General features: G+C 27.8%; 7 protein-coding genes. 3 read left to right on the top strand and 4 right to left on the bottom strand.

Annotation, left to right across the window (positions count from 1 at the left end):
• Window positions 1-121: 121 nt before the first annotated feature.
• Window positions 122-550: an RNA-binding protein gene (locus CLOBL_RS26580; RefSeq protein WP_242953937.1), complete on the bottom strand. Its 429-nt coding sequence runs from the start codon at window positions 548-550 to the stop codon at window positions 122-124.
• A gap of 138 nt (window positions 551-688) precedes the next feature.
• Entirely contained in the window at window positions 689-2,857 is a 2,169-nt protein-coding gene (locus tag CLOBL_RS26575; protein ID WP_077861750.1) for a methyl-accepting chemotaxis protein, read from the bottom strand.
• A gap of 388 nt (window positions 2,858-3,245) precedes the next feature.
• Between CLOBL_RS26575 and CLOBL_RS26570 the strand changes: the two genes are divergently transcribed.
• Window positions 3,246-4,049 carry a hypothetical protein gene (locus CLOBL_RS26570; RefSeq protein ID WP_077861749.1) on the top strand — a complete coding sequence of 268 codons (804 nt, stop codon included), beginning with the start codon at window positions 3,246-3,248 and terminating at the stop codon, window positions 4,047-4,049.
• A gap of 221 nt (window positions 4,050-4,270) precedes the next feature.
• On the opposite strand, the gene CLOBL_RS26565 is transcribed toward CLOBL_RS26570, so the two are convergent.
• Together CLOBL_RS26565 and CLOBL_RS28320 are read right to left on the bottom strand one after the other, a co-directional pair.
• Entirely contained in the window at window positions 4,271-4,519 is a 249-nt protein-coding gene (locus CLOBL_RS26565; protein ID WP_009168583.1) for a spore coat protein, read from the bottom strand.
• A gap of 21 nt (window positions 4,520-4,540) precedes the next feature.
• A complete protein-coding gene (locus CLOBL_RS28320) occupies window positions 4,541-4,714 on the bottom strand; it encodes a hypothetical protein (protein ID WP_179117849.1) in 174 nt (57 codons plus the stop codon).
• Between the two features lie 168 nt (window positions 4,715-4,882).
• On the opposite strand from CLOBL_RS28320, the gene CLOBL_RS26560 reads away from it, so the two are divergent.
• Both CLOBL_RS26560 and CLOBL_RS26555 read left to right on the top strand, forming a co-directional pair.
• Window positions 4,883-5,485, top strand: a complete 603-nt coding sequence (locus CLOBL_RS26560) for an HAD family phosphatase (RefSeq protein ID WP_077861748.1) — start codon at window positions 4,883-4,885, stop codon at window positions 5,483-5,485.
• 192 nt (window positions 5,486-5,677) lie between these two features.
• Complete coding sequence (locus CLOBL_RS26555) at window positions 5,678-5,989, top strand: DUF3892 domain-containing protein (protein WP_077861747.1); 312 nt, start codon at window positions 5,678-5,680, stop codon at window positions 5,987-5,989.
• The last annotated feature ends 298 nt before the right edge of the window (window positions 5,990-6,287 follow it).

The raw sequence follows: 6,287 nt of genomic DNA, 5'->3' as shown, positions 1-6,287 counted from the left end.
GTCCTGCGGAATAAAAATGTATGTGATTTCGGTAAGTTACCACATAAGTCTAAGTTTAAAGTTGGATAGCTATAAATCCAAATAGGCAGCTTAAGTTTTAAGCTGCCTATTAGCATTCTCATTATCTTTTGGAATGAGAATTTCTACCTGAATTATTATTCATGCCATTCATGTTATTCATATTGTTCATATTCATACCATTAGGGTTCATACCATTTTGATTTCCCATAAGCATATTTAAGAGTGAACCAATATCATTCATGTTAGCATTATTTCCATTATTAAATTGTGGATTACCATTGCTATTACCCATGTTGCCGCTGTTATTGCCCATGTTGTTGCTATTGTTAGCACCACCCATGTTATTTCCCATGTTTCCCATTAACATGTTCATTAATGGATTTCCATTCATACCATTCATGCCGCCACCTAGGCCGCCCATAAGCATATTTAATAATGGATTGCCAGTCATCATATTAGGATTATTCATACCATTCATTTGATTTGTTCCATCCCGACTATTTTGATTAGGCATCATAGGATTATTCATTCTATTTCCTCCCGTAATACCGTTAAAAATGGAAGCAAGTATCATATTTAATAGAGGATTCATTTTACCACCTTTTTGTTAATTGTTTTACTATAGTTTATTGCAAAGATGTATAAAACGATACTACTTTAGGCATATTTAAAATTTAAATTGATCAAAGCTTTGTGTCAATTCATCAGATAAACTGCTTACCTTTTGAGCAGAAGCAGCAACTTCAGAACTTGCAGAGTTTAATTCATCAGATGAAGAATAAATTTCTTGTGTGGTTGCTGAAATCTGCTCTGATACTGCAGAAATATTTGTAATATTAGTTACCAAAGAATCTTTCTCGGAATCCAATTCAGTAAAATCTTTAGCTATTGAATACATTTTAGGAATCATATCTTCAACTGCTGTGGAGATATGTTTAAATGCAACAATTGTATTATTAATAATATTTGTTTGATTTTTAACATCTTGGGTAATACTCTCCGTGCTCAGTACTATATCATCAGTATTTTTAAGAACCTTTGATACTATGGCATAAATCTTTTTAGCAGAACTTTGGCTCATTTCTGCAAGCTTTCTTATTTCATCTGCAACTACAGCAAATCCTTTTCCAGCTTCTCCAGCTCTAGCAGCTTCAATTGCAGCATTTAGAGCAAGCAAGTTTGTTTGCTCAGATATTCCATTTATTAAATCTGTCATATTATTAACTTCTTTAATATCTGTAGTCATTAATGTCAGTGCATTACTAAAGTTATTGAAATTGGTATTTAATAGTTCTATTGAAGCAATTAGTATTTTTAGTTCATCGTTACTTTCTTTTGCCTTAGTACCAATATCTGAAGAAGTAATAGTAACGTCATTAACCTTATTTGTAAGAGTTGAAAGTTTATTTGCAAATTTGTTTAAATTATCGGTGCTACTAGTTAAATTATTAGCTTGATTGGCTGTTCCTTCTGAAATATCACTGATTGCTTTTGCTATAGTCCCAATAAGTGAAGATAATTCTTCAGATATAGATGAAAGACCAGTGGACTGCTCATTGAGATTCTCAGAATTTGTTTTAATTGTATCAATACTGTTGTTTAAGGAATGTTGAATATTTATTAATGAATGACACATTACTCCCGTTTCAGAAGAATCCCTTAAATGTTTTTCATCTATTTGAGTAGAAAAATCACCTTGTGAAAAATCTTTCATTATACTGACAACATATAGTATTTTTTTAGAAATCTTTGATATTGATAAAATTAAAACTAAGGATATTACTATAAGACTTACAATACCAGTTACTATATTAGCAAATTTTAAGGAACCAAATGATTTTAGTAAATCGCTTTTTTCAGCAGTTACGATAACACACCAGCCAGTGCTTGGTACTACAGAATAAGATAGAGTTTGAAGTTTATTGTCAGAGATAATTTCAGCAAAACCACTTCCTCCTTGAGAAATATTACTGATTAAATTATAAGGAGCTGATTTATCAGGATTTGTTATGATTTCACTAAGATTAGTACCTTTTTGTACATACTCATCGTTTGAATGTCCAATTATTTTACTACTAGAATTAACTACATATGCTTTACCAGTATTTAAAAATGATATTTTTTTACTAAGATTTGATATATCATCTCCGTGTCTAAATGCAACTAAAACACCAATTGTTTTGTTTTCATCTTTTATTGGAGCCGATATTGCTATTAATAAATCTTTACTAAAATTACTTTGAAAAGGTTCTGAAACATATGATTTCCCAGAAAGGGCAAAAGTGAAATAGTCATAAGATTTAATATCAACTGTAGCTCCACTTAGAAGTGTTAACTTTCCGTCAGGAGTAGCTATACCCATATCAGAATACTGCTGAAAATTCTTTTCTTCAGATAATATATTTAATTTATCATGTATAGTTGCCTGTTGATCTACAATAGTTGGATTATGAGCTAAACTCTCAATTGCTTTGACTTTTTCATCCATTACATCACTTATATCCTGCGCGGTAATATTACTTATTTGAGTAAGTAATTCTTCACTATTAGAATATAAGGCATTTTCTCCTAGAGTATAAGTAAAAATTGTAAGTAATAATAAAGTTACAATTACAACTGGCAAAACTGTCAAAAGTACCTTAAAGCTAATTGAACTTTTGCTTAACTTGATTTTACTTTTGGTAAGATTACTAGTGGCTGGAGAACTATAATTTTTTCTTGGTTTAAAATTTAATTTCTTAATCTTTTCGATTAACGATGCCTTTTTTAATGAAGAATTACTTGATTTGTTTTTAGTATTAATAAAGTTACGGTTAACTTTTTTTGAAATTTTCATTATTTCCTCCTAATGTTTAACTGATTCGCTATAAAAAGAATTAATTATTAACAAATTGTTATATAATGTATATTGCTATACATTATACATTAATTCTATAAATAATACCACGTGTTTGTGTGGAATATGGTAAATGCTTGCAGGAGATTTAGAGATAAAAAATCATATAGAATATGTAGAAAATTAATAAAATATAGTAAATCTTTTAGAAAATAAATAAAGTAAAGTAGACAATGCTTAAATGGATAGAATAAAAGAAGAAAAAATGAATAAAATAAATACAATAATAAGAGCTGAGAAAGACAATCTTAGTTCTTTTTTATGTATTTTTTACCAATTAATTTGCAAAAAGAAGAAAAATATAAACCATAAAAATTAGGAGCAAGATATGAAAATTGGAGAAACTGAATTAGCGATAATTGATATAATAACATTTACAGGAATACTAATAACTTTTTTGACGGGTGTATTAAATTTATCTCAAAATAAAAAAAGTCTTTACATAAATAATATTACAAGGTTTAGAGTAATATGGATTACCACATTTAGGACACATATTGCATGTTTAAAAGAATTAAGTAATATAACTAATTTATATGTAAGAACAAAAGATGGAACTAATAAAATAGCTTATAGAAGGGAATTGGAAAAAGTCGTAGCATTAATAAAAATGCACTTGAATTTTACAGGAAAGCTTGATATAGAATTAATTTCTAAGGTAGAAGAATTAAAATCTACAATTAATAGCTATTTATTAATATATTATTTTAAAAATAAGATTAAATCTGTGAAGAATAATGATGATCTTATAAATAAATTTTATGAAGTAATTGAGATTATAAGTGAAAAAAAGGTATTGCAGGATATGTTGACTTTAGCAATAAGTAATGGCATAGGAAAAATGGATTCTATAGAGAAATTAAATTTATTGGAATTAAAAAGTCAAGTTAAATTATCATATAAAAATAATCCAGAATTAATAAAAAAAATAAATAACGAAAGTGATAAAATAATAGAAAAATATACGTGTGAAATTGATGCATTAAATGAAGATATTGATGAAATTGTACAGATATATTTAAAAGCTGAGTGGATAAGATGTAAGGTAGAAACGAGAGTGTGGCCATATAATAGATATAATGAAAAAAAAGTCATAAGCAGACTGAGAGACAGGTCACATAGAGAAAGGTGAAATAAAATAACAAAAAATTAAAGATTCTTATTATCTTATTAGACGTGCAGTCTTTTGCTAAAATGTTTTTTGGCTGCGTAGTAATATTTTTTTACGATAAATCTCAAACTCATTAGACTTGAGATTTATTTTTTTATAGTAAAAGAGCCTCACACATTAGTGCGACAGCTCTTTGCTTTTTTAGTGAAGAGTTTGTTTAACATTAATTATTTTAGAATTTTCTATTTTTGAGCTGAGAAAGTTTGCTTAACTTGATTTATTTTATTTTGATCAGCCTGCTCTGAAGGATACCATCCTTTTTGTGACATCTTATTGTAGAGTTGATTTTGCATGTTTAAAGTATCTTTCAAGGCTGTATCAAAAGCACAATGAACATTTTGAGTAGAGGATTCTATAGTTCCGTGTAATAGTAAATCAGAACTAGTTTTTACTGCTACTAAAATGTCTTCAAATAACTCTTTATCATTCATAACTTAAATCTCCTTTATTTATTATAATAATTGATAGAATTGATCAAAGATTCTTTGGTGAGTATTAGCTAATTGCTGAACATATGATTTTAGTTCAGCATCTTGAATTTGATTTGCACATTCTGTGCACTTTGTTTGCATATGTTTTTCATGACTTAGTGTATCTTTAATATACGATAATTCTTTTGGACTCATAATTTTAGCTTCCTCCTATAAATTAGAATAATGTAATTAACAATTGTATTATGTGATAAATGATGTTTTTTATACTTTATAAATAAAGGAGCTCAATCATTTGATAATATTGCTTGAAAAGTATTATAGTGGTATTATCTTGATAATAATTTTAAGGAGGGGGAAAAATTGATTAAAAATATAATATTTGATCTTGGAAATGTAATGATAGATTTCAGCCCTAAAGAATATGTTGAATCTAAAATTGCTCAAGAAAAGGTGGAAGAAATATATAAATGCATCTTTCAAAGTGAAGAATGGCCAATGCTTGATAGGGGAACAATTAATGAAGAAAATGCTAGAAGAAATATAATTAGCAGAAATATTGAGAATGAGGATTTAATAAATGTAGTTTTCGATAATTGGTACGATATCTTAATTCCTATAGAAAATAGCGTGGATATATTAAAAAAATTAAAAGAAAATGGATATAAAGTATATTATTTATCTAATTTTCATTGTGCTGCATTTGAATATATGGATGAAAAATATGATTTGTTCAAATTATTTGATGGAGGAGTATTTTCATTTAAAGAAAAATTACTTAAGCCTGAGAGAGAAATATATGACAAAATAATGCAAGAATATAATCTAACGTCAAGTGAAACTATATTCATTGACGATACGGAAGTTAATGTGAAAGCAGCTAGAAAATTAGGATTAAAAGGAATTGTTTTAGATGATCCTAAGAACTTGTTAGCAGAATTACAGAAATTCGATATAAATTTCTAGATATAAACGTATGTGGTGGATTGCTGAAATTGCATATATTTTTATAACCGTAAAGATCTCGATGTTTCAAGGGATTGATGAAGTTTTCCTTGAAAAGTTCTATGAATTAAATGCATATCTATTGGGCAATACTATAATGAAGCTTTCTAGGATGAATTTATATCTATAAGCTAAAAAGTGGAGGTGTTGGTTATGGAAAATGCATCAGGTGATGCTAGTAAAAATATCTCGGAATTTGGTAAAGATAACTTAGAGTCTAAATCATATGGGAATGCTGAACAGAATTCCGTAAAAGCAATAATAAAGCATTCTGGAGAAATAACAGGATATGAGCTTTCAAATGGAGAAAAAATAACTAAAGAAAAAGGTGTGGAGTTAGCAAAAGCTGGAGTTATATCAGGAGTATCTGTTTCAACCTCAAGAAAAGGTGAAGAATATTTAAGAAGTTTAAGAGATGATGATGAATCAAACAATTTAAGTTCATTGCCAGTAATAGATGAGTAATTTATATTTTGCAGGTTATGACGAAAGAATTAGAAATCTGTAACAATTGAAATTAAAAAGGAATACATTTAATTAAAAAACTCGTATCATTTATATGCTTAAATGATATGAGTTTTTTTATAAAAGTGTTAAAATAGTTAAAGAGCATGATATTAGTGAATATATATATGCTTATAGGAAAAAATTAAGAATTATAGGAACCTAACTATAAGTGTAAGGAGATGTATCAATGAGCGATTTACGCGATTTAAAAGAATTGACAAAAGCTAAAGCAGTGGAGGAAATGCAGGAATTAAAA

The organism is Clostridium sp. BL-8 (assembly GCF_002006495.1).
Classification (GTDB): domain Bacteria; phylum Bacillota; class Clostridia; order Clostridiales; family Clostridiaceae; genus Clostridium.
Note: the sequence above shows the minus strand (reverse complement) of the source record. Positions and strands in the feature narration are given on the sequence as shown.

Bases quoted from the DNA above. Each gene is read 5' to 3' on its own strand.
- CLOBL_RS26580 (WP_242953937.1), bottom strand. From the start codon at position 550: ATGAATAATCCTATGATGCCTAATCAAAATAGTCGGGATGGAACAAAT.
- CLOBL_RS26575 (WP_077861750.1), bottom strand. From the start codon at position 2,857: ATGAAAATTTCAAAAAAAGTTAACCGTAACTTTATTAATACTAAAAAC.
- CLOBL_RS26570 (WP_077861749.1), top strand. From the start codon at position 3,246: ATGAAAATTGGAGAAACTGAATTAGCGATAATTGATATAATAACATTT.
- CLOBL_RS26565 (WP_009168583.1), bottom strand. From the start codon at position 4,519: ATGAATGATAAAGAGTTATTTGAAGACATTTTAGTAGCAGTAAAAACT.
- CLOBL_RS28320 (WP_179117849.1), bottom strand. From the start codon at position 4,714: ATGAGTCCAAAAGAATTATCGTATATTAAAGATACACTAAGTCATGAA.
- CLOBL_RS26555 (WP_077861747.1), top strand. From the start codon at position 5,678: ATGGAAAATGCATCAGGTGATGCTAGTAAAAATATCTCGGAATTTGGT.